A 25,336-nucleotide genomic window follows, 5' to 3' on the forward strand; every position below is an offset into this window, starting at 1 on the left:
AAATATCGATGTCTGGAAGAATATAGGTGGTGCTGTTGTGGCGATTCAATATATTGACGCGATTGTGCTTGACATCCTCTCGAGCATGCAAGGAGAGCGATCTCCAAGCGCGGTGTATCATCTTTTAAAAGGAAAAAAATCCTCACAGACGATTCAAGACACAAGGTTATTCTCACTTTCGAAATATTTCGGTTTTTGTTCATCACTGTCAAGAGATCGTTTAAATAGCAGTTTTCAAAGATTGATCCAAGAATCATTCATTACTGAAAAGAGAGGCTATATTCCAACAGAAAGCGGTGAAAAGGAACTTACCGCTTATTTCCGTCTGTATCCATGGCCTGCTCATTTTCATGGTGCGCATTATCAACGAACCGCCAAAATCATGTGGGATAGAATGTCTTTGTTGATTCAAGTTCTTTCAAACCATCTCCATGGCAAACAGGTTTATTTACCAATAACAAAAGATGGTCAGATTCAAAACTGGGTCAAAAAATTTCTGAAAAAACGAGATCCTGCAGAGATCTCAGCCCATTTTCATCACGAACTAAAGACAAAATTGATGGCACTTCATGATGAGAGGCAAGCCACTATTTTCGTACATTCTCTGACATCAGCTGTTAAAATTGGCTTGACATTTAAACAGCTTGCGGAACGGCTAGGTGTAGATGAATGGTACATATATGTTTTGTTTTGGGATGTTCTGCACTACTTTATTCAATCTGTTCAAAAAAGTGAAAGTCCGTTTTTTCAATTATTAATTGAAGGTCTACCTTTGCAAGATGGGTTGACAAAGTCGACAAAGGAGACTCTTTTTCTTATAAAACAAGGAAAAACAATTGATCGAATTGCACAAATTCGCCATTTAAAACGAGCGACGATTGAGGATCATATTGTCGAAATCGCTATTCATGATCCTGCTTTTTCTATAGAACCGTATATTTCAGAAGAAGAGCAAAAAACCATTACAGATTATGCTAGAATCAATCAAACCAGAAAAATCAGATTAATTAAAGAAGGACTCGGCAGTAGATATAGCTATTTTAAAATTCGTCTGGCCCTGTCGAAAGCGGTGGTATAATATGGATAAAATTCGGCAAACTTTATACGACTACTTTGGCTATCGTTCTTTTAAAAAGGGACAAAAAGCGATTATACAAAGTGTACTTGATGGTCATGATACCGTTGCCATGCTTCCCACTGGAGGTGGAAAATCATTGTGCTACCAACTTCCGGGTTTATTGTCTAGCGGAATGGTGATCATTGTTTCTCCATTGCTCTCTTTAATGGAAGATCAAGTGCAGCAATTGAAAATGCGCGGTGAAAAAAGAGTTGCATCATACAATAGTATGTTAAGCTATCAAGAAAAAACAGCAATTTTAAATCAGCTGCAGCATTTCAAATTTCTTTATATTTCGCCTGAAGCACTTCAGTCTAAACCGATCATCAATAGGCTGAAAGCGATTAAAGTCAGCCTTTTTGTCGTTGATGAAGCACACTGCATTTCTCAATGGGGACATGATTTCAGGCCTGATTATTCGAAGCTCGGTCATATTAAAGCCCAGTTTGGTGGTGCCGTTACACTCGCCTTGACAGCGACAGCAACAGCATCCACTTTAAAGGACATATCCAATCTATTAATGCTAAAACAGGAAAACTATCTGATCTATTCTGTTAATCGTCCGAATATTGCCCTTCACATTGAAGAGCTGGAGCATACTACTCAGAAAATAGCAAGGTTGGTTGAACTTGTTGGCAAACTTCAAGGACCTGGACTTGTTTATTGCCCAACGAGGAAATGGGCTGAAGATCTTGCTGATAGGATCAGTAAGGAGACAAGCCTGAGGACGAACTGTTACCATGGTGGGATGGAGACAGGAGATAGGGTCTTGATTCAGCAACAGTTTATTTGTCACCAGCTTGATATCGTTTGTTGTACAAATGCTTTTGGTATGGGTGTTGATACTGATATTCGATATGTCATTCATTTCAGTCTTCCGCAAACAGTGGAAGCTTACATGCAGGAAATTGGACGAGCTGGTCGAGATGGTGAGCAGAGCATCAGTATCCTCTTGAAAGCTCCAGGTGATGAAGAGCTGCAAAAACAATTAATTGAAATGGAAACCCTTAATCAAGAAGAAATTTATTATATATTTGACAAATTAACCGATATAAATGATGAACAACGCGCAAAAGAGATTCTGCTGCAAACAGGCTTAAATGAAACACAAGCACGTCATTTTCTGCATCTATATACAAAATTTCAGCGTTTAGGAATTGAAGGTCGAACGCACATTCATCAAGAAATGGTCGAGAGAAGCCGGTTGAAATTAAAAAGAATGTCAGCGTTTGTCCGCCTTACAAACGATCAAGGCTGCTTTCGAAAAGCACTGTTGGCCTATTTTAATGAGAACTGGGAACCTGATTTTGATCGTGAGGCAGCATGCTGTACGAATTGCGGATTAAACCTTGAAGCGTACATAAGTAGAGAAGTTCATCAACCATTGATCAATCAATTAACTGTCTGGGAGGAAGAATTGGATATGATATTTGCAACCAGTCGTGATTGTTTATGCTAAAAAAGCAAACTGATATCATTCATCAGCTATCAGATAGAGAAATGCTGAAACAGCTCTATTTTTCTCAACTGCTAATGCTTGTCTTCGCAGGCTTATTCGGTGTGTTCTTGTTTCACGATTTAGATGAGTTCTTTTCACTTTGGAAAATATTCGATCAAAACATTCTAATTTATGGTGTGCCGATCGCCATTTTTGCCATACTTATCGATCTAGCAGTGATGAAATGGGTCCCCAAGCATATGTATGATGATGAAGGGATTAATGAGAAACTTTTTCGAAATCGTTCATATCCGCATATTTTGATTCTTACCCTGTTCATCGCAGTTACTGAAGAGGTTTTGTTTAGGGGGGTCATTCAGACCCATTTTGGCATTTGGCTCGGTAGCATTATTTTCGCACTTTTGCATTTTCGTTATTTAGGGAAATGGTTGCTTTTTTTAATGGTTATATCCATCAGTTTTCTGCTCGGTCTGAGCTTTGAACAGACAGGTAATTTAATGGTTCCGATAACAGCACATTTTCTAATTGATTTTGTATTTGCGTGTCAGATTCGTTTTCAACACGTAAGGAGGAGTTTACATGGCAGAGATGTCAAGAATAAAGAGGAAGAAATTGGAACAGGACCAAACTCAGACTGATCTAGATCAAAAAGAGCAGACAGAGTTAGAGCTCCTTGGAGATGAATTTCCTTCTAGACGGTCTTATCATAAAAAAAAGAAAAACAGGAAAAAAAAGACTCAAAATAGAAACCCGTTATTCACAATTCTTGCTGTCTTGTTTTTCTTTATTCCAATTATTGTCTTTATCGTGTTCATGTACATGATCAATCAAGATCAATCAGATCCTCACCAATATGATGATGTGTTTTACGAGAATGACTTAAAAAAAACATCGGAAATAGATGAAAGAATGACAGATTGGCACAATCAAATAATTGTCTTCCTAGTTAAAAAAACAAGAACTGCTTAAAGAATGGCAAAAATCCAGGGGGAACACGGTATCATTAAGCTTACACCAACATATGATGATAATAATCAATGGGACAAGGTGTGAGGACTTTGAAAAGTGTATTTGATCAGCCAGATCAATATATGGACGAACCAACAAAACAAATGCTTCTTGCCTTAATTAAGAAAAAACAGAAATATGAAAATTATGCGAGGCAATCTTTTAGGTGGCAGATGTCTGCTCTTGCTTGCGCTCTTTTGTTCTGCTTATTTTTAGCCGGACAAGGGATTGGTCATAACAGCATTGTCACAGAAGTCTTAAACGACTCTATTTATCTGTTGTTAATAATGGCATCCGCGTTTGCATACAGCACTGCTTATTATTTTAAAAAGAAAGAAGAAAAAGCAGAAGGGGAGTTCCACAAACTAAGGTGTGAGATCATTCAGAAAAGCACAGATTTATGGCCTTATCCTGAAGAATGGAAATCAAGGGAAGCTATTTTTAAGTTAATGAAACAACAATACGATATCAATTTGTATTTTGAAAGTAAATAACTAGAGTCCAAAAATGGGGAATGAAGATGATTTATTTAATCTGTTTTTGTATGGCAGTTTTGATAGGGTTGAGTGTATTGATTTGGAACATGTCAATCATCGCCAAGGAAGATCGCATCATAAAAAATGTCTTTTCGGTTGATCGTTTAACAGGGACTAAAACATTAAACATCTTTTTTATTTCCGATATACACAGACGTAAGATTCATGATGACATCATTGATAAAGTGAAAGACCACGGAGTGGACTTGGTGTTGATCGGGGGCGATCTTGCAGAGCAAGGCGTTCCAATGACGAGAATTGAAGAAAACATTAAAAAGTTGGCAAGTTTAGGGAGAATCTATTTTGTATGGGGAAACAATGATTATGAAATCGATCAGCAGTTGTTATCTCATATTTTTAAGACATATCATGTCACAGCCCTTCGAAATCAATCTGTTATTTATGAACACGACGGGCAAGTGGTCAATATTATCGGTGTCGATGATATAAGGCTTGAATTGGATGATTACCCAAAAGCGGTACAGGATATCCGTCAGGGAGCGCTGTCTCTTTTGTTGTCACACAATCCGGCGATACATCATCAAATAGAAGATAAAGACGGGATTGATATCATCTTAAGCGGCCATACTCATGGCGGTCAAATCCGCATTGGCAAATTTGGGTTTTACGAAAAAGGTGGAACTGGAATCATCAATCAGTCTAAATATTTGATCAGTAATGGCTATGGAACGACAAGGCTGCCATTAAGGCTTGGAGCACGACCTGAAACACATCTTATTCAACTTGTTCCTAAAAGTAGCTGACCTGAGCAATCGTTCTGTTTTTTACTGTTTACATAAAAAAACATCATTCTGCTTGTCTTACGATGAAACACAGTGTAAACTGGTATCAAAATTAAGAACCTATGACTCATCATCTCCATATAATAAGATATATGATGTGTGCAAGAAGAGCAGGAGGGAACGATATGCGGCTTGAGCGTCTAAATTATAATAAGATCAAAATCTTTTTGACAATTGATGATCTGACAGACCGTGGGCTGACGAAAGAGGACCTTTGGAAAGATTCATTCAAAGTTCAGCAGTTGTTTAAAGATATGATGAATGAAGCGAATACAGAGCTTGGATTTGAAGTGAATGGCTCAATCGCTGTGGAAGTATATTCTCTTCAGGCACAAGGAATGGTCATCATTGTCACTAAAAATCAAGATTCAGATGAAGATGATCATGATTATGATGAGGATTATATAGAAATGCAAGTCAAGCTTGGTGAAAGTGTTGATATTATATATGAATTTCAAACATTCGAACATCTAATTGAACTAGCTAAAAATCTCGATCGGATCGGGATTCATGGCGGAACAGTTTATCATTATGAAGATCGATATTTTTTAAGCTTGGATGATTTTGACTCACATTCTGTTGATGGTGTAATTTCGATTTTAGCTGAATACGGCTCCCCAACGACTTTAACGATTCACAGACTTCAAGAATATGGAAAAATTATTATGAATCAAAATGCTGTTCAGATGATTCAAACATACTTTAAGTAGCATTTAGTGCTAGTATTTTCCGCTGCTGTTTACAGCAGTTTTTTTCTGTGGAAGAAAGAATATGTAAAAATTGTTTTTTTCTTTGCATGCTTAGTGTGAGGGTGTATACTTATGTCTGAAAGGACAACATGCCAGAAAGACTTTAGGGGGTAAACTTATCATGGTAGCCGATCAAAACACCGGTCAAACTGAAGAAAATACACACGATGTTTTAAAATCAACACAAACGGTGATACATAAGGCGCTTGAAAAATTGGGGTATCCAGAAGAAGTGTATGAGTTATTAAAAGAACCGATCCGTTTCTTAACGGTTAAAATTCCGGTTCGTATGGATGATGGGACTGTAAAAATTTTTACGGGCTATCGGGCTCAGCACAATGATGCTGTAGGGCCGACAAAAGGCGGCATTCGCTTTCATCCGCAAGTCACAGAAAAAGAAGTTAAAGCGCTTTCGATTTGGATGAGTTTGAAGTGTGGAATCATTGACCTTCCATATGGAGGTGGAAAAGGCGGGATTATTTGTGATCCAAGGGATATGTCTTTTCCTGAATTAGAACGGTTAAGCAGAGGTTACGTTAGAGCGATTAGTCAAATTGTTGGACCAACAAAAGATGTGCCTGCTCCTGATGTTTTTACCAATTCACAGATTATGGCATGGATGATGGATGAGTATTCCAGAATCGATGAATTTAATTCTCCGGGATTTATCACCGGCAAACCGCTCGTTCTGGGAGGTTCTCATGGTCGAGAATCTGCGACTGCGAAGGGAGTTACAATCTGCATTAAAGAAGCGGCGAAGAAAAAAGGCATCGATATTGAAGGGGCTTCTGTCGTTGTGCAAGGATTCGGAAATGCGGGTAGTTACCTTGCTAAATTTATGTATGATGCAGGGGCAAAGATTGTTGGTATTTCAGATGCGTATGGCGGACTATATGATCCTGAAGGTCTTGATATTGATTATTTGCTTGATCGCCGTGACAGCTTCGGAACCGTTACTAAACTTTTTAATGATACGATTACAAATCAGGAACTGCTGGAACTTGAATGTGATATTTTAGTACCAGCAGCGATAGAAAACCAAATTACTGTCCAAAATGCGCATCATATAAAAGCAAAAATCGTTGTTGAAGCTGCTAATGGTCCGACAACACTTGAAGCAACGAAAATTCTTTCTAAGCGTGATATCCTCCTTGTACCTGATGTATTGGCCAGTGCAGGTGGTGTCACAGTGTCTTATTTTGAATGGGTTCAAAATAATCAAGGTTTTTACTGGACTGAAGAGGAAGTCGAAGAAAGATTGGAAAAAATGATGATCAAGTCGTTTAATAACATTTATGAAATGGCACATAATCGTAGGATTGATATGAGGCTTGCCGCCTACATGGTGGGTGTCCGTAAGATGGCAGAAGCCTCTAGGTTCAGGGGTTGGATCTAAGCCTAAGCATTTGCAACACAGCAAAAAATCTCCTATCATTAAATAGGAGATTTTTTGATTTGCCGGACATGACAGGAGTGAACAGAGCATGAAAGAAGAAAAAGTCATCATTATTGGGGCTGGTCCCTGTGGGCTTTCGACAGCTATTGCGATGCAGCAAATGGGGATCGATGCACTTATCATCGAAAAAGGGAATATTGTAAACAGCATTTATCATTATCCCACTCATCAAACCTTTTTTAGTTCCAGTAATAAGTTGGAAATCGGAGATGTGGCTTTTATTACAGAGCGGCATAAACCAGTCAGAAATGAAGCACTTACCTATTATAGAGAAGTCGCTAAACGGAAAAGCTTGAGAATTAACGCATTTGAAAAAGTCCATTCGGTCAAGAAAACGGATCAAAACCGATTTTTAGTGGAAACTTCAAAGAATACCTATTTGGCTTCATTTTGTATTGTCGCAACCGGATACTATGACAATCCAAATAAAATGAATATCCCTGGTGAAGATCTTTCAAAGGTGTTTCATTATTTTAAAGAAGCCCATCCGTATTTTGATAAAGATGTTGTCGTGATCGGTGGAAAAAACTCGAGTGTAGATGCGGCTATGGAACTTGTGAAGGCGGGTGCACGAGTCACAGTTTTGTACAGAGGGAAACAATATTCAGATAGTATCAAACCGTGGATCCTGCCCGAATTTGTTTCGCTAGTAAAACACGGAAAAATCCATATGGAGTTCGGTGCCATTGTAAAAGAAATTACTGACGATCAGTTAATTTATACAAATCTTTTAAATGAAGAGATCATGATTAAAAATGACTTTGTCTTTGCGATGACAGGTTATCATCCTGACCACGGCTTTCTGAAAAAGATGGGGGTCGAAATTGATGCTGAATCAGGCCGTCCTTTTTTTAACGCAAATACATTGGAAACAAATGTAGAAGGTATATTTATTTCTGGAGTTATTGTGGCAGGCAATAATGCCAATGAAATCTTTATTGAAAATGGACGGTTTCATGGTGGGATGATTGCAGAAGAACTAAAAAAACGTGTTTAAAATGAATAATAAAATGGGATGTATGAGGAACTGTCTAAAAAGTCCTTTATCAACTTGAATTAGGGGGAATGGCGAGACCTCGCAGGAGCAAGGAAAGCGAGCATATTCCCCATTTTTTATTGATCCATACTACTTCAGGGCGTCCCCCGTTTTTTAATTTCAAAACATTTCAAATTATGGTAGGATAGAATCAGTTGAAAAGGAAAGAGGTTTCCTCATGTTCGGAATTATTTCCGCAGGCTTAGCTCCTGGAATCGCCTTATTGATGTATTTTTACTTAAAAGAAAAATATGAATCAGAGCCATTTCATATGGTGATTCGTCTTTTTATCCTCGGGGTTTTACTGGTTTTTCCGACGATGTTTATTCAATATGTGTTAGAAAAAGAACACATTTCGTCTGGCAAGTTTGTGATGTCGTTTTTATCTTCTGGACTATTAGAAGAATTTCTGAAATGGTTTTTACTAATGGTCAGTATTTATCACCATGACTATTTCGATGAACATTATGATGGCATTGTATATGGGTCAAGTCTATCATTAGGATTTGCCACACTGGAAAATGTCTTATACTTAATTGGAAATGGGGTTGAGCATGCATTTGGGCGCGCTTTACTTCCTGTATCAAGCCATGCATTATTTGGTGTTATTATGGGTTTTTATATTGGCAAATCACGATTTTCAAATCGTAAAATACAGATAAAATGGCTGCTATTTTCACTTTTTTTACCCGCTATATTACATGGTCTATATGACTACATTCTTCTATCTTTGAACAATTGGATCTATTTTATGTTGCCGTTTATGATATTTCTCTGGTGGTTTGGTTTACAAAAAGCTAAAAAAGCTCGTTCATTAAACGAAAATGAAAATTCGCTGCATCTTTAAAGATCGGCAACCTCTAAGGCATACAAAGGACAAACATTGTCCATTCTGTCTCAAGACTTAAACACGAAAACAGTACTCGCCGGACTGGTAAGATCGTCCAAATATATCCAAGTAGAAAAATAGCATCCTACAAGAAATTACCCAACATTTGAGAGCGACCTTGTCCTGTTTGCTCGATTTTTCCCCATTAATAATTTGATCCGATCCGTTTTATTTTGCTTCTCTACAGGCATTTAGCGAAAAAAGCGTCTGCATATCGTCAATTGTATGAAAGCGGCAGCTCATCAGTGGGTAGCCTCTTTTTTTTACGTTAAAACCAGTTTTTTATTGTGATGAAATAGAAAGGAAAGAGTGTATAAAATTTGTCTCGTTACACAAGATATGCATACAAAAATGCTGGAGGAGGCTTAAAACATGAAGTCGAAAAGATCTTTCTGTTTGACTATCATTTTTTCCACCCTCATTGCTGTTGGATTATCACTTTCATTCAGTCAAACGAGCTTTGCCTTTTCTCAACAAATCATACAGCGAGGGGCAACTGGGGATGATGTAATTGAACTACAAGCAAGACTTCAATACAACGGCTATTATCATGGAAGAATTGATGGTGTTTATGGATGGACAACATACTGGTCAGTTCGGAATTTTCAACATCAGTTTGGATTAAAGGAGAGAGATGGTCTTGTCGGTCCGAAAACTAAAAAACATCTAATAAATCACACAAAATATTACAGTTATTATGTGCATAAACAGCTTAGAAAGGGAAATAAATTTACGCACTATGGAGGTCTCCCGTTAAAATATCAGACAAAGCCTTCCAAAAGAGTACAGCAGCAAGCAAGAAGAAGAGCAGAAGCCAAGCAGCGTCAAATACCTCAGCCGCTTCCAAAGCAAGGTGTAACGCAAAAGCAAGCTGGTCCTGCTCAGCCGAAGAAACAAGTAACACCAAAGACTGCACAACCGCCAAAAACAACGCCGAAAAAACAAGCGCCGAAAATAACAGCAAAAAAACGAACACCGAAAACAGCAGCGAAAAAACGAACACCAAAAAGACAAGATGCTGTCGCGGCTAACATGCCAGGTGGATTTTCCAACAATGAGATTAACCTTTTAGCACAGGCTGTATATGGTGAGGCACGTGGTGAGCCGTATAACGGTCAAGTCGCTATTGCAGCCGTTATCTTAAACCGGCTCAACAGCGCGACTTTCCCTAATTCAGTTGCAGGCGTTATTTTCGAGCCGCTTGCATTCACAGCAGTGGCAGACGGTCAAATTTATATGACACCTAATAAAACTGCGAAAAAAGCTGTTTTGGATGCGATTAATGGGTGGGATCCTTCTGAAAATGCTTTATATTATTTTAACCCTGCCACAGCCACAAACAAATGGATATGGGGGAGGTCTCAAATTAAGAGAATTGGCAAACACATTTTCTGCGAATAAAAGTGAGGTGGTATGAATGATCAGAGGAATTTTAATTGCCATTTTAGGAGTCGCTATTGTTGGAACAAGCTACTGGGGTTATAAAGAACATCAAGAGAAGTCTGCTGTGTTATTACATGCAGAAAATAATTATCAAAGGGCTTTTCACGATTTAACATATCAAGTGGATAAGTTACATGATAAAATTGGCAGCACACTTGCAATGAACAGTAAAAAAACACTATCTCCTGCCTTAGCTGAAGTGTGGAAAACAACATCTGAAGCACATCAAGATGTAAGCCAGCTTCCACTTACATTAATGCCATTTAATAAAACAGAAGAGTTTTTAGCGAATATAGGTAACTTTAGCTATAAAACAGCTATTCGTGATCTTGAAAAAGAGCCGTTAAGTAAAAAAGAGTATGCCTCTTTAAATCGTCTGTATAAAAACGCAAATGACATCCAAAATGAGCTTCGTAAAGTTCAACACCTTATTATTGATAATAATTTAAGATGGATGGATGTTGAACTTGCACTAGCATCTGGTCAAAAGCAAAGTGATAATACGATTATTAATGGGTTTAAAACAGTTGAAAAAAGTGCTAGTGCATTTTCCGAGACCGGCTTTGGTGTAGCACAAACAAGTATAAAAAAAGAAAATCAAGGGTTCCAACATTTAAAAGGCAAAAAGATAACAGAAAAAGAAGCACGAAAGATCGCTCAGAAGTTTGCTCCTGACAAAAATTATAATATAAAAGTGGTGAAAAGCGGTAAAAGGGCAAAGAAAGATATTTTTAGCATCAGTATGCACGATTCTGATCAAAAAGCGGATATATATATGGACATCACTGAAAAAGGTGGGTATCCTGTCTATTTAATCCAAAACAAAAAGATTAATCGTGAAAAAATCAGTTTAAACGATGCATCACATCGTGCCATGCAATTTTTGAAAAAGAATGGTTATGATACAAAAAATCTAACAATGGATGAAAGTGCTCAATACGACGGAGTCGGTGTATTTTCATTTGTTCCTTTACAGAATGGAGTGTGGCTTTATCCTGACAGCACCCGGATCAAGGTAGCGCTTGACGATGGAGAAATTGTCGGTTTCTCTGCAAAAGATTATTTGACCTCCCACAAGCAAAGAAAATTGCCAAAACCTAAATTGACTCCTGAGAAAGCAAAGAGAAGTCTGAATCCGAATGTGAAAGTTCAGGAAACGCGCCTTGCTCTTATTACGAATGATCTTTCAGACGAGGTTCTATGTTATGAGATATTAGGAACGATTGAAAACGATACCTTCCGTATGTTTATCAATGCGAATGATGGAAGTGAAGAGAAAATAGAGAAAATGAAAAACGTCGAACCAATTTATAAAGACCTATAAAAAAGTCTATAAAAGGGAAAAGGCGCTGATATGTCTTTTCCTTTTTATATTGGAATATTTCATAGTGAACCTTTCCATACTGAATATATATCATGTGAACATATCGGAGGAACATAAAATGAAAACCTTTGAACGCTTATTATTTAAAATTCTCATCCTTCAAGGAGTGATTTTAATAGGTGTACAACTTCTTTTTCATTTTTCACAGGCAGAACCTTATTTGTCAAAGGTTGTGCAGTATGAAGGCGTCAATAAATTGAATGTTGAAGAATGGATCGAGACATTTAAACCGTAAATCAAAAATCTCCCCTTTTTTGCTTAGAACGTGATACAATCCAATAAGGAGTACCAGACTAGCAAGGAGAGGAACTATGGAAAAGAAAATATCGATTGCAATTGACGGTCCTGCAGCTGCCGGAAAAAGTACTGTGGCGAAAATTGTAGCCCAAAAAAAATCTTATGTTTATATCGATACAGGTGCCATGTATCGAGCGATTACGTATTTAGCCTTGAAAAATGGTGTTGATCCTGCGAATGAACAAGGTTTGACGGCACTTTTAAAAGACTCAAATATTGATCTTTTAGTATCCGCAGATGGAAAACAGAAGGTTTACATTGCCGGTGAAGATGTAACAGAAGCCATTCGCACAGATGAAGTGAGCAACCAAGTGTCACTTGTTGCTAAACATCGAGGCATTCGTGAAGAAATGACAAAGAGACAACAGCAACTTGCCCAAAAAGGCGGAGTCGTGATGGATGGCCGCGATATCGGAACCCATGTTCTTCCTGGTGCGGAAGTGAAAATTTTCTTGCTAGCCTCAGTGGAAGAGCGGGCAAAGCGTCGCTTTGAAGAAAATATTAAAAAAGGGTACAATGTAAATTATGAAACGCTTGCAGAAGAAATTAGAAGACGGGATAAGCTTGACTCAGAGCGGGAAATCTCCCCTTTGAAAAAGGCGGATGATGCACTGGAAATTGATACGACATCATTATCCATTGAAGAAGTAGCTGAGAAAATTTTGCAAGTGGTTGACAAAAAGGTTAAAAAATAAAAAAAACGAGAAAAAAGACCTTTTTGATTTAACGTTTTGACTTGACAAATACAGGCTTTTATTAGAAGTTAGTAATAATCAATCATTTTATAGAACATTCAAATATCTATTTTTGAATGGTTCTCTAATACATATTCGGTCATCTGAATTTACGGATACCGTTTTCAAAAAGCTGTGTAGGTTTGGACCAAGGAGGTTATTGAAATGACAGATGAAATGAATCAAATTGATGTTCAAGTACCAGAGGTTGGAGATGTAGTGAAAGGTATTGTGACTAAGGTTGAGGATAAACATGTCGATGTTGACGTTCCCAACTGTAAACAAACCGGTATTATTCCAATTAGTGAATTATCAAGTCTTCACGTTGAAAAAGCAGCAGATGTTGTAAATGTAAATGATGAGCTTGAGCTAAAAGTCACAAAAGTTGAAGAAGATGCTTTGATTTTATCTAAACGTGCTGTTGATGCAGACCGCGCTTGGGAAGACCTAGAGAAAAAATTCGAATCAAAAGAAGTTTTTGAAGCTGAAGTAAAAGACGTCGTTAAAGGCGGTCTTGTTGTTGATATTGGTGTGCGCGGGTTTATTCCTGCTTCACTTGTGGAAGCGCACTTTGTTGAAGAATTTACTGACTACAAAGGAAAAACACTGACATTAATTGTAGTGGAGCTTGACAGAGATAAAAACCGTGTCATTTTATCTCATCGGGCAGTTGTTGAGCAACAGCAGGTAGAAAGAAAACACGAATTTTTACAAACACTTGAAGCAGGACAGGTTCTTGATGGGAAAGTTCAGCGTCTGACAGATTTCGGTGCATTTGTTGATATCGGTGGGATTGATGGACTAGTCCATATTTCACAACTTTCACATGCACATGTTGAAAAACCATCTGATGTTGTTGAAGAAGGTCAGGATGTTAAAGTGAAAGTTCTGTCCGTTGACCGTGACAATGAACGGATTTCATTATCGATTAAGGAAACACTTCCTGGACCATGGGCTAATATCGGTGAAAAAGTAAAATCGGGAGATATTTTAGACGGTAAGGTTCAGCGTTTAGTAAGCTTTGGGGCTTTCGTTGAAGTGCTTCCAGGTGTTGAAGGACTTGTTCACATTTCACAAATCTCCAATAAGCACATTGGTACACCTCATGAGGTGCTTGAAGAAGGTCAGGATGTTAAAGTGAAAGTTCTTGATGTGAATGAAGATGAAGAACGCATTTCTTTAAGCATGAAAGAGCTCGAAGAAAATGATAAATCTGAACAGGAAGATTATCGCCAATATCAAGCTAAAGAAGAATCTTCCGGATTCCAGCTTGGTGAAATGATTGGAGATAAACTGAATAAATATAAATAATTTGGTGATAAATGTGACGCGAGCCGAGAGAAAAAAAGAGCATATTGAACATGCCCTGCAAACAAAACAAAACCGTTTGACAGGATTTGATGATATTACATTTGTTCATGTCAGCCTCCCGGAAACGGCATTGTCACAAGTTGATATATCAACCAAGATAGGCGAACTGTTTCTAAGTTCGCCTATTTTTATCAATGCGATGACAGGAGGCGGCGGACAACAAACACTTGAAATTAATAGGGCTTTAGCAAGAGCAGCTGCTATAACAAATATACCGATTGCAGTAGGCTCGCAAATGTCTGCAATAAAAAATCGTGATGAGCGCCCCTCATATGAGATTGTCAGAAAGGAAAATCCTAAAGGGTTTGTCTTTGCCAATCTCGGCAGTGAAGCGACGGTTGAGCAGGCGAAACAGGCAATCGACATGATTGAAGCAGATATGCTTCAGATTCACCTGAATGTTGTACAGGAAATCGTCATGCCTGAAGGAGATCGCTGCTTTTCTGGTCGTTTGCACAAAATCGAGGAGATTTGTCAAAAAGTCAGGGTGCCTGTTTCTGTTAAGGAAGTCGGCTTTGGAATGAGCAAAGAAACTGCAACAAAACTGTTTCGTGCAGGTGTGACTGCTGTAGATGTCGGTGGCTTTGGCGGGACAAATTTCTCAGAAATAGAAAATTCACGCAGAAAAAAAACAATTGATTTTTTCAATGATTGGGGCATTACAACTGCCAGCAGTGTCGCAGAAGTTAGTTCTGCCTGTTCAGTTCATCCGATCATTGCATCAGGAGGTATTCATGATGCTCTTGATGTGGCGAAATCAATCGCTTTAGGAGCATCTGCAGCTGGTATGGCTGGCTATTTTCTAAAAGTACTGAAAGAGTCTGGTGAAGACGCTTTAATTGAAGAAATTGGACATGTGATAAAAGATTTGAAGAGAATTATGACTGTATTAGGATCGAACACGATCGAAGACCTTCAAAAGACCACTCTTGTCTTAAAAGGGGATACGTATCATTGGTTAAAAATGAGGGGAATGGATCCTTCTAAGTATAGCAGGCGCTAAATATTTTATACGGTATGAGTTCACGCCAGAACTCATGCCGTTTTTTTAATGACTTGCAAAACCTCCGGCTACATTATCTAAGAATGTATGCCCTCGTGAAGCACAAAGTATCACTTAGTTTTTGTCTCAAAGTACAGAAGACAAATGATTTGTGGAAAATATAGAAGAACATTAGGCAAAAAATAAGATATTTATACGGAACGGAAAGGTGTCATCATCCATAAAGCAAGATCACATCCATATGTTAGTAAGTATCCCGCCAAAATGAAGTATCTCTCAATTCATTGGTTACTTAAAAGGAAAAAGCAATCTGATAATACTTGATCGACATACCAACTTGAAATATTGATGCGGGAATCGGAAATTCAAGTGTCGAGGTTTCTACGTCGATACCTAGAAATCAGCTAAAAGATGACTATCATAGCAGATTGTTTGAAGCATACGCCCCATCTACGGGAGAGAAAAATCGGAAGAAATAAAGTAGTTCTTTAAAATGAGTAAGTGGATGTGGTGCAGAAAGGAACCTCTTTTAGGACCGGGGCTGGTAACAAAGGCTTTCCGCCGCAAAACAAGGTACTGTCAAAAAATCTCTATCAACATGAATCAGCTAGCAAATCCCCCCAATTTTTATTCATTCACACGACTTTCAGCAGGTCCCCTTGATTTTGTTTAAAATCTCAAAACGAACCGAAGGAGCTATAACCTAATAAAAAAAGGAGCAGTCTAAAAAGTCCTTTTTCAACATAAATCAGGGGGAATTGCGAGACTCCCGCGGAAAGCTAGCAAATTCCCCAATTTTTATTTATCCACACGACTTTCAGGACAGCCCCTACATCTTTTAAGAATTCCGTTTTCTGGCTTCTTCAGCACTTTCTAAAGAAGCAGCACCATTGTGCTCGATTGACTGATCACGATCAGATTCAGTTCTCCGCTGTTTTTTTAATTTTTTTTCCTGCCGATCTTTTCCCACTTCTGTTCACTCCTTGTTTCACGTTTAAAAACCTTTTTGTCATCCAATACTTCATAATGGAGGTTGAAAAAATGGATGAGTTCTACTATTTTTGGTCAATGTGGATGATGTGGGTTTTGACAACTTTTATTCTTGAGAAAAATAAAACCCGTCTCTTGACCTCAGCTTTTATTTTGCTCAACATCACATTAAGTATGTATCAGTTGAAGATTATTTTGTTTTTTAATGTTGCTTATTTATTGTTTTATACAGGTGGATATGTGTTGGGGGGGTATTTTTCACTATATAAAAGTATAAGACGATTATTTATTCACTTAACAATGGTTTTTGCTTATGGTTTTGTTTTTCTTTTTGCATTATATGATCCAGTTTGGTTTATCCTAAAACCTGAGTGGTTGATCATTATGCTATTTGTCATGCTGACGGTGGCTTTTGAAAAAAGGTTTGTTAACCGCTTAGTGATGTTTACTCTTGGCATGTGTCAAGGAGAGTTTTTATATGCTCTTGTACTCAAGAAGATTTATGCAGATGTGATGGTCGGGGGATTCACTTGGCTATCAATGTGTTCGGGGGGTGTCGTTTTAATTTGGGGTATTTCCCAATATGAACAGCTTATGCAGTATATTTACCAAAAACGGAAACGAATCAATAAAGGAGCAACAAAAATGTCATGAGTCAGTATACCTATCCGATTATCTTAGGCATTCTTGCTGGAATTGTTGTTAGATTGTACATGTTAAGAACGGATTACCGCCAGTATCCCACTTATCTGCACGGCAAAACGATACATATCGCGCTGGCACTTATTGCTGCAAGTATTGGTTCGATCATCATACCTTCTATATTAAAATCGGATTATACTGCGATCACATTCTTAACGTTGGCTGCAAGTCAATTCAGGGATGTCCGCAATATGGAACGAGAAACTTTGACACAATTAGATGGGTATGAACTTGTTTCAAGAGGCAGCACTTATATTGAAGGGATTGCGATCGCTTTTGAAAGTCGGAATTACATTGTAATATTTACGTCGCTTCTGACTACTTTAAGTTACATTATCTTCTCATCGATCTGGGCGGGATTAGTAATGGCATTGTTGTGTTTAATTGCAGGGAAAGTTTTGATGTCAGGCAGTTTTATAAAAGACATCGTTGATATCGAATATAAAAAACCACATTTTGATGGGAAGGGGCTTTATGTGGAAGATATTTATATTATGAACATCGGACTTCCTGAGAAACAAAAGCTCATTCTTGAACACGGTATGGGGTTTATTTTGAAGCCGAAAAACTTTAATGCTGCGGTAACGATCGCAAACCTTGGTCAGAGGCAGGCGATTTTGTTTGATGTCTCTAATGTGCTTGGTGTTTACCGGGATACTGGCGAACCAGCTCTCACACCTTTGGCGAAAAGGGATATAGATGATGGAAGAGTTGCGGTCTTTGTTTTACCTGCTATACAGGATAAGGAAACAGCCATCAAGGTCATTGGAAATGTACCGACGCTTGAAAATGCGATCCGCATGCCGATGGAGTTTATCAATGAAAAGCATAAAAAGGTGATTCGATGAGTCAGTCAATTGAGAAATATATACTAGCAGTCGTCACAACGAAACGCGATCGGATCATTGGAGGTACAGCAGTATTTTTTTGTGATAGTCAAGAAGAAATGAATACGTATGCTAAAAGTCTTGAAGCAATTCTTGATGGAATTGCCCACGGAATTGGAGATGACCTCTACTTGATTGTAAAACATTTTTAATTACAGTTGTGATCTTCTTAGAAATTGATATAATATATTAGTTAAGCCCTTCTGTGTTGAGAAAAAGAAGGGCTTCTTTCTGAACATTGATGAGAAAATGCTTCGAAGAGAATTGAAAGGAAGGGTTCTATGGGAAAACCTGTCGTAGCCATAGTTGGAAGACCCAATGTTGGGAAGTCTACGATTTTTAACCGGATTGCAGGCGAAAGAATTTCAATTGTGGAAGATACACCTGGTGTGACCCGGGATCGGATATATAGTTCTGCCGAATGGCTGAATCATGATTTTAATCTGATTGATACCGGGGGAATTGAAGTTGGTGATGAACCGTTTTTAGCACAAATTCGACATCAGGCTGAAATCGCTATGGAAGAAGCGGACGTCATTATTTTTATGACGAATGGACGCGAAGGTGTCACTAGTGCAGATGAAGAAGTGGCAAAAATATTATATCGAACAAAAAAACCTGTTGTTCTTGCGATTAATAAACTTGATAATCCTGAAATGAGAGCAAATGTCTATGATTTTTATTCACTCGGCTTTGGTGAACCTTTCCCGATTTCAGGTACACATGGACTTGGATTAGGCGATTTACTTGATGCTGTTAGTGAACATTTTAAAAACATACCTGAGACTAAATATGAAGATGAAGTGATTCAATTTTGTCTGATAGGCCGGCCGAATGTGGGAAAATCATCGCTTGTGAACGCCATGCTTGGGGAAGATCGCGTGATTGTCAGCAATATCGCTGGGACGACACGTGATGCCATTGATACAAGGTTTACATACAATCAACGCGATTTTGTCATTGTTGACACTGCTGGGATGAGAAAGAAAGGAAAAGTCTATGAGTCAACAGAAAAATATAGTGTGCTCAGAGCTTTAAAAGCGATTGATCGTTCAGAAGTTGTTGCGGTTGTGTTGGACGGTGAAGAGGGTATTATTGAACAGGATAAGCGAATTGCCGGATATGCACATGAAGCAGGGAAAGCCGTTGTGGTGATTGTGAATAAATGGGATGCGGTTGAAAAAGATGAAAGTACGATGAAAGAATTTGAACAAAATATAAGAGACCACTTTCAATTTTTAGATTATGCGCCAGTTTTATTTATGTCAGCATTAACGAAAAAGCGGATCCATACATTGATGCCCGCAATCATTACCGCGAGTGAAAACCACTCGATGAGGGTTCAAACCAATATTTTAAATGATATTATCATGGATGCGGTAGCGATGAATCCAACGCCGACTCATAATGGACAACGTTTAAAAATCTATTATGCGACCCAAGTGGCTATCAAGCCGCCGACTTTTGTTGTGTTTGTTAATGATCCCGAGCTTATGCATTTTTCTTATGAGCGATTTTTAGAGAATCGGATCCGTGATGCGTTCGGATTCGAGGGAACACCCATCAAAATTTTCGCAAGAGCAAGAAAATAAAAGAGGTGTAAGGAAATGAAAAAAGTAACCATTCTTGGAGCTGGAAGCTGGGGAACAGCATTATCACTCGTATTAGCAGATAACCGTTATGATGTGACGGTATGGGGAAATCGAGAAGAACAAATTCAGCAAATCAATGAACAGCATGAAAACAGCGATTATTTGCCAGGTGTCAAGCTACCTGAAACAGTAAACGCCACAATGGATTTGCAGGCGGCACTAACCGGTATTGACACCGTGATTATAGCTATACCAACAAAAGCAATTCGCGAAGTACTTAGACAAGCAGTGCCTTTCATTAAGAAAAAAATCATTTTTGTTCATGTTTCTAAAGGGATTGAGCCTGACTCACTGCTAAGAATTTCAGAAATGATGGAAGAAGAAATACCAGCAGATATTAGAAAAGACATTGTTGTTCTCTCTGGTCCAAGTCATGCTGAGGAAGTAGGCTTGCGCCATCCAACAACAGTGACAGTTTCTGCACAAAACAACATTGAAAATGCACAAGCGATACAAGATATGTTTATGAATCAGAACTTTCGGGTGTATACAAATCCTGATATTATCGGAGTCGAGCTAGGAGGTTCCTTGAAAAATGTCATTGCGCTTGCCGCTGGTATTACAGACGGTTTAGGTTATGGTGATAATGCAAAAGCTGCGTTGATTACACGAGGTTTGGCAGAAATCGCTCGTTTAGGAACAAAGATGGGCGGAAACCCGCTAACATTTTCTGGTCTGACGGGAATTGGAGACCTTATTGTAACATGTACAAGTGTCCATTCACGAAATTGGCGTGCCGGTAATATGCTAGGTAAAGGCTGTAAACTTGAAGAAGTGCTTGAAAAAATGGGCATGGTTGTTGAGGGGGTACGCACTACAAAAGCCGCATACCAGCTTTCACAGAAATATCATGTTAAAATGCCGATCACTGAAGCGTTGCATAAAGTATTGTTTGATGGTAAAAAAGTTGAGACAGCTGTCGAAGGATTGATGGCAAGAGTGAAAACTCATGAAATGGAAGATATTGTCAACACGTTTGAAAATCGAATGAAATAAATAGAGACTGTACAGACTCTTTCCTAAAGTTCGTTATAAAAGCTGAAACATTTTGGTGACTTAGGCAAGAGAGGATACATTTGTCCGAAGACTTGCATAAAATACAATCGAAGTCTAGAAGAGCTGTATCTAAACATTGGGTTTTATAGTCTTAAGTGTCAGCCTGAAGCAAAGTCCCCCTCTTTGCTTCAGGCTTTTTTTTATAGTGATATAAAATTGGGAATTTTGTTGAAGTTCTGGTTTTTCTTATATAAAATGAAATATAGCGCTTACAGATTTCTCGAACTTGAAATCTGATTTGTAAAACATAAGGATTTAGGCGGTGCCATAAATATTCAATCGTCATCATCAATCAGCCATCTTGAGACAGCTTATTTTGAAGAAGGCTGTTCAAAACAGAAATGGACTGCGAACGTGTAGTCATTCAAGAATCCCAACCGTCGCATCGTAAGGCGGCTTTAACTGTGGGAGGCGCAAATAAAGAAGGAGGGTTTTTGTGTGAGTCTTGGTCTGTTAAAAATGTGGTTTGCCTTGGGATCAATGGGACTAATGTTTTTAGCGGTGATCGCCATCTACATCAGCAGATATAGATTGAAAAACCGTTTTTTCAAAATATTTATATCATGTTTGGCTTATTCATGTATGGTTGTCTCTGGAGTGATTGTCTTTATTGTTGTCTTCAGTGGTCCTGTCAATGATTAATGTTTAAAAGGAAGATGAATATGAAAAAATTTCATGTGCTGATTACATTCCTGTTTACAGCATCTATTTTAAGCGGATGCTTATACCCTGAAGAAAGAAAGTCACAAAACAATGTTTCCTACCAAAATCAGCTCGCTGTGGTACAAGCAGCGGTAGATAAGTTTAAAGAAGCGACAGGAGGGCTTCTGCCAATTAAAACAAGGGATATGTCTGTTCCAGTCTATCAAAAATATCCTATCGATTTTAATAGATTGACACCTCGCTATTTAGAAGAACCACCGGGCACTTCTTATGAAAATGGAGGGGAATATTTATATGTTTTAGTAGATGTAGAAAAAAAACCGACAGTTAAACTGATTGATGTCAAAATGTCTGAAACGATCAGCGACCTGAAACTTCGAGTGGATATGTATAAACAACAGCATCGTTATCCGCCATATCAAAAAGTGGTTTCTAAACATTTATTTATGCTTGATTATCATAAATTAGGGTTAAAAGAGGCACCATCTGTTACCAGTCCGCTAACAGGCACCTCCTTGCCGCTTCTCATTGATGAAAAAGGGGAGATCAAAGTGGATTACCGCCTTGATTTAGCCTCACTACTTAAAAAATCTCGAAAAAAAATAAAACCCGGTGAACAAATCCAAGACTTGATTTGGAAGGAAACTCCGTTTGTTCCAGCGTTTTCAGTCAAATACACTGTAAATGACAAACAGGAACCTGTTTTTTTACAATGAAAAGAAGTTGTCATGAACCTTTCTCCTCTGCATACAATTAGGAGAAAGGTTTTTTCATGCATGGCGAGAGAAACTTTACTTAAAGCTGTCATATTGAAATAGGACAACGTCATACAATGTAGTGTCCTGTTTTTGATTGGTGAAGTAGTGAAAAATTTGACAAGGATTGGAAGTCCGGGAGGGGATCACTTGGAAAAGGTCGATATTTTCAAGGATATCGCTGAACGAACAGGAGGCGATATATACTTAGGTGTCGTGGGTGCTGTACGTACAGGAAAATCTACGTTTATTAAAAAATTTATGGAGCTGGTGGTGCTCCCAAATATCAACAATGAAGCAGACCGGGCGCGGGCACAAGATGAGCTTCCTCAGAGTGCTGCCGGTAAAACGATTATGACAACTGAACCGAAGTTTGTTCCAAACCAGGCGATGTCAGTTCATGTCAGTGATGGACTTGATGTGAATATAAGGCTTGTCGACTGTGTCGGCTACACAGTTCCTGGTGCAAAAGGTTATGAAGATGAGAATGGTCCGAGAATGATTAACACACCTTGGTATGAAGAACCGATTCCATTTCATGAAGCAGCTGAAATCGGTACGAGAAAGGTTATTCAGGAGCATTCAACAATTGGTGTTGTCATTACAACTGATGGCAGCATCGGGGAAATTCCTAGACAGGATTACATTGAAGCTGAAGAAAGAGTGATCGATGAGCTTAAAGAGGTAGGGAAACCATTCATCATGGTGATCAATTCCGTTCGACCGCATCATCCTGAAACAGAAGCACTCCGAAATGAATTGATGGAGAAGTATGATATACCTGTTCTTGCAATGAGCGTTGAGAGCATGAGAGAAACTGATGTCCTCAGTGTGCTTAGAGAAGCACTATATGAGTTTCCCGTTCTTGAAGTCAATGTTAACCTGCCTAGCTGGGTGATGGTTCTAAAAGAAAATCACTGGCTTCGTGAAAACTATCAGGATTCAGTTAAAGAAACCGTCAAAGATATTAAAAGGTTAAGAGATGTCGATCGTGTTGTCGGCCATTTCAGCGAATTTGATTTTATTGAGCGAGCAAGCCTTGCTGGCATTGAGATGGGGCAAGGAATTGCCGAAATTGACTTGTATGCTCCAGATAATTTATACGATCAAATCTTAAGAGAAGTCGTTGGTGTCGAAATTAGAGGAAAGGATCATTTGTTACAACTGATGCAGGATTTTGCCTATGCAAAGACAGAATATGACCAAGTATCAGATGCATTGAAAATGGTCAAACAAACTGGTTATGGAATTGCCGCTCCAGCCCTAACTGACATGAGTCTTGATGAACCTGAAATCATCAGACAAGGTTCAAGGTTTGGTGTACGTTTGAAGGCAGTCGCACCATCTATTCATATGGTTAAGGTTGATGTAGAAAGTGAATTCGCCCCAATTATCGGAACTGAAAAGCAAAGTGAAGAGCTTGTCAGATATTTAATGCAGGATTTTGAAGACGACCCGCTGTCCATTTGGAATTCCGATATTTTTGGCAGAAGTCTTAGCTCGATTGTCAGAGAAGGGATTCAAGCAAAATTGTCACTTATGCCAGAAAATGCAAGATATAAACTGAAAGAAACATTAGAACGCATCATCAATGAAGGTTCTGGTGGCTTAATTGCGATTATCTTATAAAAAGGAAGACCTCTTAAGATTGGGAGGTCTTTTTTGTTTTTGATGAAGTTCACATTTGGAAATATCGGAAAAATATTGAGTAAAAAAGTAAAAACAGGAATATTTGTTCGTGCATTTCTGTTTAAACCTTGACGAATAAGGGATCTAAGCTTTAAAATGCTTGATATGGCTTTTCATATGTGTTAATCTACATACAGAAAATCTTCACTCTATTGGACAAACGCTCCTTTAGAGATGAAATTTTCTTTAAAAGCTGTGAAATGCCTTTTCTATATTTATTTGAATTTTTTTTCAAACAGGTATAGAAAAAGGTTGAACTGTGAAGAAATGATGATAATCTATTGATTGATCCCTTTTGGGAGGAGGTGAAAGGCATGAACAAGACAGAACTAATTAATGCAGTTGCAGAAGCAAGTGAACTTTCTAAAAAAGACGCTACTAAAGCAGTTGATTCTGTTTTTGATACAATTTTAGAAGTACTTAAAAACGGTGAAAAAATTCAATTAATCGGTTTTGGTAACTTTGAGGTTCGTGAGCGCTCAGCTCGTAAAGGACGCAACCCTCAAACTGGTGAAGAAATCGAAATCCCTGCAAGCAAAGTCCCTGCTTTCAAACCAGGTAAGGCACTTAAAGATGCTGTAGCAGGAAAATAGTAGTATGTATAATTTATACATACCATGTTGTTTCTTCACAAAAAAGCCCCTTTTATAAGGGGCTTTTCATATTTAATAGAGTGATGCTAAAACTTGACTGTCAAAAAGTCTTTCATTTTGCTTTTAGAAGCTGAAGTATGCTAGAATCTGTATTAAATGTATGCGTTTTTTGGAGGATTATAAAATCATGAGAGAAATGAATAAAGAACAGATTGAACAAGCAGTTCGGCTTATATTAGAAGCAATTGGCGAAGATCCAAACAGGGAAGGTCTTCTTGATACACCGAAAAGGGTGGCAAAAATGTATACTGAAGTGTTTGCCGGACTAAATGAGGACCCTAAAGAACACTTTAAAACGATTTTTGGCGAAGATCATGAAGAACTTGTTCTCGTTAAAGATATTCCTTTTTATTCAATGTGTGAACATCATTTGGTCCCTTTTTACGGAAAAGCACATGTCGCTTATATTCCGCAAGGAGGCAAGGTAACAGGTCTTAGCAAGTTGGCAAGAGCGGTTGAAGCAGTGGCAAAACGTCCTCAATTACAGGAACGGATTACCTCAACAATTGCCGATAGTATTGTCGAGACTTTGACACCGCATGGGGTAATGGTGGTTGTAGAAGCAGAGCATATGTGTATGACAATGAGAGGTGTAAAAAAACCGGGAGCAAAAACGGTTACATCTGCAGTCAGGGGAACATTTAAAGAAGATGTTGCTGCCCGCTCTGAAGTTTTGGCACTCATTAAACATCGCGATTAAATAATGAAAAGGTGTGCAACGAATATGAACAATAATCAATTAAATGATTTTGTGGTCATTAAAGCCGTTGAAGACGGTGTCAATGTGATTGGTTTAACAAGAGGAACAGACACAAGGTTTCACCATTCAGAAAAACTCGATAAAGGTGAGGTCATGATCTGCCAGTTTACCGAGCATACTTCTGCTATAAAAGTCCGTGGAGAGGCTCTCATTCAAACAGCCTACGGTGAGATGAAAAGTGAAGCAAAAAAATAAAGGCTTTTCTTAATGGTTTAAGGTATAAGCCGATATATTTCATCATATT

28 protein-coding genes and 1 pseudogene are annotated in these 25,336 nt (G+C 38.3%); 28 read left to right on the plus strand and 1 reads right to left on the minus strand.

Translation table 11 applies throughout. The annotated features are described in order from the left end of the window. Positions 1-37: 37 nt before the first annotated feature. The 17 genes and pseudogenes from HOO54_RS11105 to HOO54_RS24270 form a co-directional block, all read left to right on the plus strand. The gene (locus tag HOO54_RS11105) at positions 38-1,078 is read left to right on the plus strand and encodes a YpbB family protein (RefSeq protein WP_172295203.1); all 1,041 of its coding nucleotides are present in this window, start codon (positions 38-40) and stop codon (positions 1,076-1,078) included. Between the two features lies 1 nt (position 1,079). Continuing rightward, positions 1,080-2,576 carry a RecQ family ATP-dependent DNA helicase gene (locus HOO54_RS11110; protein WP_172295205.1) on the plus strand — a complete coding sequence of 499 codons (1,497 nt, stop codon included), beginning with the start codon at positions 1,080-1,082 and terminating at the stop codon, positions 2,574-2,576. Further along, complete coding sequence (locus HOO54_RS11115) at positions 2,570-3,214, plus strand: CPBP family intramembrane glutamic endopeptidase (RefSeq protein WP_172295207.1); 645 nt, start codon at positions 2,570-2,572, stop codon at positions 3,212-3,214. Before HOO54_RS11110 ends, HOO54_RS11115 begins: the two co-directional genes overlap by 7 nt. Further along, entirely contained in the window at positions 3,189-3,545 is a 357-nt protein-coding gene (locus HOO54_RS11120; RefSeq protein WP_253907656.1) for a hypothetical protein, read from the plus strand. The genes HOO54_RS11115 and HOO54_RS11120 overlap by 26 nt, the downstream gene beginning before the upstream one ends. A gap of 89 nt (positions 3,546-3,634) precedes the next feature. Next, the gene (locus tag HOO54_RS11125; protein WP_172295209.1) at positions 3,635-4,078 is read left to right on the plus strand and encodes a YpbF family protein; all 444 of its coding nucleotides are present in this window, start codon (positions 3,635-3,637) and stop codon (positions 4,076-4,078) included. Positions 4,079-4,104: 26 nt separating this feature from the next. Continuing rightward, the gene (locus HOO54_RS11130; RefSeq protein WP_172295211.1) at positions 4,105-4,884 is read left to right on the plus strand and encodes a metallophosphoesterase; all 780 of its coding nucleotides are present in this window, start codon (positions 4,105-4,107) and stop codon (positions 4,882-4,884) included. 164 nt (positions 4,885-5,048) lie between these two features. After that, on the plus strand, positions 5,049-5,633 hold the full coding sequence (locus tag HOO54_RS11135; RefSeq protein WP_172295213.1) for a genetic competence negative regulator: 585 nt from the start codon (positions 5,049-5,051) through the stop codon (positions 5,631-5,633). A 160-nt stretch (positions 5,634-5,793) separates the two neighbouring features. Next, positions 5,794-7,068, plus strand: a complete 1,275-nt coding sequence (locus HOO54_RS11140) for a Glu/Leu/Phe/Val family dehydrogenase (RefSeq protein ID WP_172295215.1) — start codon at positions 5,794-5,796, stop codon at positions 7,066-7,068. A gap of 88 nt (positions 7,069-7,156) precedes the next feature. Then, on the plus strand, positions 7,157-8,125 hold the full coding sequence (locus HOO54_RS11145; RefSeq protein ID WP_172295217.1) for a YpdA family putative bacillithiol disulfide reductase: 969 nt from the start codon (positions 7,157-7,159) through the stop codon (positions 8,123-8,125). Between the two features lie 217 nt (positions 8,126-8,342). Then, positions 8,343-9,011 carry a glutamic-type intramembrane protease PrsW gene (prsW, locus tag HOO54_RS11150; protein WP_172295219.1) on the plus strand — a complete coding sequence of 223 codons (669 nt, stop codon included), beginning with the start codon at positions 8,343-8,345 and terminating at the stop codon, positions 9,009-9,011. Positions 9,012-9,425: 414 nt separating this feature from the next. Beyond that, positions 9,426-10,454 (plus strand): spore cortex-lytic enzyme, encoded by a 1,029-nt coding sequence (gene sleB / locus HOO54_RS11155; RefSeq protein ID WP_172295221.1) that lies wholly within the window; start codon positions 9,426-9,428, stop codon positions 10,452-10,454. Positions 10,455-10,470: 16 nt separating this feature from the next. Then, the gene (ypeB, locus tag HOO54_RS11160) at positions 10,471-11,820 is read left to right on the plus strand and encodes a germination protein YpeB (RefSeq protein ID WP_172295223.1); all 1,350 of its coding nucleotides are present in this window, start codon (positions 10,471-10,473) and stop codon (positions 11,818-11,820) included. A 118-nt stretch (positions 11,821-11,938) separates the two neighbouring features. Continuing rightward, complete coding sequence (locus HOO54_RS11165; protein WP_172295225.1) at positions 11,939-12,115, plus strand: YpfB family protein; 177 nt, start codon at positions 11,939-11,941, stop codon at positions 12,113-12,115. A 76-nt stretch (positions 12,116-12,191) separates the two neighbouring features. Then, on the plus strand, positions 12,192-12,872 hold the full coding sequence (gene cmk, locus HOO54_RS11170; protein ID WP_172295227.1) for a (d)CMP kinase: 681 nt from the start codon (positions 12,192-12,194) through the stop codon (positions 12,870-12,872). Positions 12,873-13,076: 204 nt separating this feature from the next. Continuing rightward, positions 13,077-14,222 carry a 30S ribosomal protein S1 gene (gene rpsA, locus HOO54_RS11175; RefSeq protein ID WP_172295229.1) on the plus strand — a complete coding sequence of 382 codons (1,146 nt, stop codon included), beginning with the start codon at positions 13,077-13,079 and terminating at the stop codon, positions 14,220-14,222. 13 nt (positions 14,223-14,235) lie between these two features. Then, positions 14,236-15,285: a type 2 isopentenyl-diphosphate Delta-isomerase gene (gene fni, locus HOO54_RS11180; RefSeq protein WP_172295231.1), complete on the plus strand. Its 1,050-nt coding sequence runs from the start codon at positions 14,236-14,238 to the stop codon at positions 15,283-15,285. 226 nt (positions 15,286-15,511) lie between these two features. Further along, positions 15,512-15,764 (plus strand): annotated as a pseudogene (locus HOO54_RS24270) (transposase); the annotation flags it as partial. A gap of 359 nt (positions 15,765-16,123) precedes the next feature. Here HOO54_RS24270 and HOO54_RS11185 read toward each other — a convergent pair. After that, positions 16,124-16,255, minus strand: a complete 132-nt coding sequence (locus tag HOO54_RS11185; RefSeq protein ID WP_172295233.1) for a YpzI family protein — start codon at positions 16,253-16,255, stop codon at positions 16,124-16,126. A 71-nt stretch (positions 16,256-16,326) separates the two neighbouring features. Between HOO54_RS11185 and HOO54_RS11190 the strand changes: the two genes are divergently transcribed. The 11 genes from HOO54_RS11190 (at position 16,327) to mtrB (ending at position 25,287) form a co-directional block, all read left to right on the plus strand. After that, positions 16,327-16,929, plus strand: coding sequence for a YphA family membrane protein (locus HOO54_RS11190; protein WP_172295235.1), 603 nt, complete (start codon positions 16,327-16,329; stop codon positions 16,927-16,929). Then, the gene (locus HOO54_RS11195; protein ID WP_172295237.1) at positions 16,926-17,825 is read left to right on the plus strand and encodes a YIEGIA family protein; all 900 of its coding nucleotides are present in this window, start codon (positions 16,926-16,928) and stop codon (positions 17,823-17,825) included. Before HOO54_RS11190 ends, HOO54_RS11195 begins: the two co-directional genes overlap by 4 nt. Continuing rightward, positions 17,822-18,016: a capping complex subunit for YIEGIA gene (locus HOO54_RS11200; protein WP_172295238.1), complete on the plus strand. Its 195-nt coding sequence runs from the start codon at positions 17,822-17,824 to the stop codon at positions 18,014-18,016. The genes HOO54_RS11195 and HOO54_RS11200 overlap by 4 nt, the downstream gene beginning before the upstream one ends. Before the next feature lie 129 nt (positions 18,017-18,145). Further along, on the plus strand, positions 18,146-19,456 hold the full coding sequence (gene der / locus HOO54_RS11205; RefSeq protein ID WP_172295240.1) for a ribosome biogenesis GTPase Der: 1,311 nt from the start codon (positions 18,146-18,148) through the stop codon (positions 19,454-19,456). A 15-nt stretch (positions 19,457-19,471) separates the two neighbouring features. After that, the gene (locus tag HOO54_RS11210) at positions 19,472-20,512 is read left to right on the plus strand and encodes an NAD(P)H-dependent glycerol-3-phosphate dehydrogenase (RefSeq protein WP_172295242.1); all 1,041 of its coding nucleotides are present in this window, start codon (positions 19,472-19,474) and stop codon (positions 20,510-20,512) included. Positions 20,513-21,010: 498 nt separating this feature from the next. Next, positions 21,011-21,214: a DUF2768 domain-containing protein gene (locus HOO54_RS11215; protein ID WP_172295244.1), complete on the plus strand. Its 204-nt coding sequence runs from the start codon at positions 21,011-21,013 to the stop codon at positions 21,212-21,214. 20 nt (positions 21,215-21,234) lie between these two features. Next, a complete protein-coding gene (locus HOO54_RS11220; RefSeq protein ID WP_172295246.1) occupies positions 21,235-21,951 on the plus strand; it encodes a hypothetical protein in 717 nt (238 codons plus the stop codon). A 189-nt stretch (positions 21,952-22,140) separates the two neighbouring features. Further along, positions 22,141-23,619 carry a stage IV sporulation protein A gene (gene spoIVA, locus HOO54_RS11225; RefSeq protein WP_172295248.1) on the plus strand — a complete coding sequence of 493 codons (1,479 nt, stop codon included), beginning with the start codon at positions 22,141-22,143 and terminating at the stop codon, positions 23,617-23,619. Between the two features lie 374 nt (positions 23,620-23,993). Then, a complete protein-coding gene (hbs, locus tag HOO54_RS11230) occupies positions 23,994-24,272 on the plus strand; it encodes a non-specific DNA-binding protein Hbs (RefSeq protein WP_172295250.1) in 279 nt (92 codons plus the stop codon). Positions 24,273-24,459: 187 nt separating this feature from the next. Further along, a complete protein-coding gene (gene folE, locus HOO54_RS11235) occupies positions 24,460-25,032 on the plus strand; it encodes a GTP cyclohydrolase I FolE (RefSeq protein ID WP_172295252.1) in 573 nt (190 codons plus the stop codon). A 24-nt stretch (positions 25,033-25,056) separates the two neighbouring features. After that, positions 25,057-25,287 carry a trp RNA-binding attenuation protein MtrB gene (gene mtrB / locus HOO54_RS11240; RefSeq protein ID WP_172295254.1) on the plus strand — a complete coding sequence of 77 codons (231 nt, stop codon included), beginning with the start codon at positions 25,057-25,059 and terminating at the stop codon, positions 25,285-25,287. The last annotated feature ends 49 nt before the right edge of the window (positions 25,288-25,336 follow it).

The sequence above is a fragment of the Bacillus sp. WMMC1349 genome (assembly GCF_013155385.1).
Classification (GTDB): domain Bacteria; phylum Bacillota; class Bacilli; order Bacillales; family Bacillaceae; genus Bacillus.